3 protein-coding genes are annotated in these 2,962 nt (G+C 33.9%); all 3 read left to right on the plus strand.

The window, feature by feature from the left end:
• Positions 1–38: 38 nt before the first annotated feature.
• The 3 genes from ABIQ27_RS02975 to ABIQ27_RS02985 are packed head-to-tail and all read left to right on the plus strand — an operon-like array spanning position 39 to position 2,889.
• Complete coding sequence (locus ABIQ27_RS02975) at positions 39–380, plus strand: PadR family transcriptional regulator (protein WP_348031920.1); 342 nt, start codon at positions 39–41, stop codon at positions 378–380.
• Positions 377–2,143 carry a PspC domain-containing protein gene (locus ABIQ27_RS02980; RefSeq protein ID WP_348031922.1) on the plus strand — a complete coding sequence of 589 codons (1,767 nt, stop codon included), beginning with the start codon at positions 377–379 and terminating at the stop codon, positions 2,141–2,143. The genes ABIQ27_RS02975 and ABIQ27_RS02980 overlap by 4 nt, the downstream gene beginning before the upstream one ends.
• A 2-nt stretch (positions 2,144–2,145) precedes the next feature.
• Positions 2,146–2,889, plus strand: coding sequence for a head GIN domain-containing protein (locus ABIQ27_RS02985; RefSeq protein WP_348031925.1), 744 nt, complete (start codon positions 2,146–2,148; stop codon positions 2,887–2,889).
• Positions 2,890–2,962 lie beyond the last annotated feature (73 nt).

Consider the following 2,962-nt stretch of genomic DNA (forward strand, 5'->3'; position numbering starts at 1 on the left):
CGAATCAGTATTAATCAAAAAAAATTAAATCATGTATTATGAATATTGAAAACACAAAAGCCCAGATGCGTAAAGGTGTTTTAGAATTTTGTATCTTGTCAGTTTTAAAAGACAAAGAAGCATATACTTCTGAAATATTAGACACTTTGAAAAACGCTAAATTGCTTGTGGTAGAGGGAACAGTTTACCCGCTATTGACAAGACTAAAAAATGACGGTTTGCTCAACTACCGTTGGGAAGAATCAACTTCTGGACCACCACGAAAATATTATGGTTTGACAGAAATAGGAAAAACATTTTTAACTGAATTAAATGGTACTTGGACAGAACTGTCTGACGCTGTAAACATCATCACAACTAACAAATCAAAGAAATCATGAACAAAACAGTAAATATTAATATAGGTGGTTTAATTTTTCACATAGATGAAGATGCATTCCAAAAATTGACTCGTTATTTTGAGGCAATAAAAAGATCCCTTTCTAATTCATCTGGTCAGGATGAAATCATGAAAGACATTGAAATGCGTGTGGCTGAATTGCTTACAGAAAAACAAAAAAGCGACAAACATGTCATCAATAACAAAGATGTTGACGAAGTAATAGTAATCATGGGACAACCTGAAGACTATCGCATTGACGACGATTCAGACAATAATACAGCTGAGCCATTTTATCCAAACTCTAGATCTAAAAAATTGTACCGAGATAAAGACAGAGGAACTATTGCCGGTGTTTGTACAGGTTTAGGACACTATTTCGGAATTGACGCCGTTTGGTTAAAAATCTTATTCCTGATATTATTCTTCGGATTCGGAACTGGATTTGTTGCTTACATCGTCCTTTGGATTGCGATGCCAAAAGCAGTTACAACTTCTGAAAAATTAGAAATGACTGGTGAACCGGTTACTATTTCTAACATCGAAAAGAAAGTTAGAGAAGAATTTGACAGCGTAGCTAACAAGTTTAAAAGTGCCGATTATGATAAAATGGGAAACGAAGTCAGAACTGGTGCTACAAAAGTAGCTGATGGAGTTGGTGAGCTTTTCATCAACGTTTTCAAAGTATTTGCAAAAATATTAGGGGCAATAATAGTCGTTTTCTCTTCTTTTGCATTATTGGGAATCTGTTTTGCTTCCATCTTTATGATTTTTTCTTCATCAATGCCGGATAATTATATCCTGAATCATATCAGTACACCAATTGGTTTAGAAACACCAATTTGGGCTCAGGGAGTTTTATTCCTTTTAGCAGCCGGAATACCAATGTTTTTCTTCTTAATACTTGGATTGAAATTATTGGTGACCAATTTAAAATCGATTGGAAACATAGTTAAATTCAGCTTATTGGGTATTTGGGTAATCGCTGTTGGAATCTTAATTTCATTAGGAATAAACGAAGCCACACAAATAGCTTTTGACGGAAAAGATGTCAAAAAAGAAACTATTAATATAGCGTTAACAGACACATTGCTCATCAAATTTAAAAACAATGATTTTTATTCAAAAGATAATCGCCATAACACAGATTTCAGATTGACGCAAGATGAAAAAAACAACGAAACAATCTATTCAAATAATGTTACTATTGAAATTTTAAAAACTGAAGAAGCATTACCTTACATTCAAATAGAAAGATTAGCCGTTGGGAAATCAGCTAATGAAGCAAGAATTCGTGCAGAAAAAATTAGATATGGTTATAAAATTGAAGGAAATCAATTAATTTTAGACAATTATCTATTGACAGACGTTGCCAATAAATTTAGAGGACAAAAAGTAGAATTGTTCTTGTATTTGCCAAAAGGAACCTTGTTCAAAGCTGACGAAACTGTTCAGGATTATGACAGAACCAGTAACGACTTTTTCAACTTGCACTTTAGCTCAAGTGATTATATCTATAAGGTGGGAGTTTCTCAAGTAAAATGCTTGAATTGTCCAGCGGATGAAAATGAATATAACGATGCAGACGACACAAATACCGAAAATATTAACGTTACTACAGAAACAGACAGCAGTAAAACAGTAACTGTAAAAGTAAATGGTCAAACAGTTATGGAAACTACAACAGTAAAAGATAACGCTGAAAAAGGTAAAAAAAGTTCACTAAAAATTGGTGAAAACGGAGTAATAATCAAAACTAACTAATCATGGTAAAGTTCGTAGTATTTTGCACCAAAATAATAGCCGCAACAATAGCAGCAGCATTGTTTAGTTCATGTCATATAAGAGATATTCATATCGGTGATGGCATTGATGGTAACGGAAACGTAACAACTGAAAAACGTAACGTTGAAGGAAACTTTACAAAAATAGACGTAAGTCGCGGTTTAAATGTAACACTAGAACAAGCTGATACTTATTTAGTAGAAGTAGAAGCCGATGAAAACCTACAGGAACATATTACAACTAAGGTAGAAAACGGAACCCTTTTTATCACTTCGGATGAAAATATTGATGATGCTACAGCAAAAAACATTCGTGTTAAATTGCCTTCATTAACTTCAATTGAAACTACGAGTGGCTCATCTGTTACAACAAATAACACCTTTAAAGGAACCGATATTGATGTAAAAACCAGCAGCGGTAGCGAAGCAGATTTAAACATAGAATTTGATAATGTAAGATGCGAAAGTACTAGCGGAAGTACTTTGGCTGTAAAAGGAAAAGCACTAAAACTAAATACTCATTCTTCCAGCGGAAGTGAAATTGATGCTAACGGTTTATTGGTTAACGATGTCGTTTCTGAATCAACAAGTGGCAGTTCAACTGATGTTCATCCATTAGTGAGTTTAAATGCCAAGGCATCCAGCGGAAGCTCAATCGATTATGGCAGTTCTCCCAAAACTGTTGTCAAAGAAGAAAGTTCCGGCGGAAGCGTTTCCAAAGAATAAGTTAATAAAACTTCTCAATGAAAATTGGGAAGTTTTTTTTTCTATTTTTGGCAAACTAACCATTGCCCAACTT

Source organism: Flavobacterium sp. (assembly GCF_039916025.1).
Classification (GTDB): Bacteria; Bacteroidota; Bacteroidia; order Flavobacteriales; family Flavobacteriaceae; genus Flavobacterium.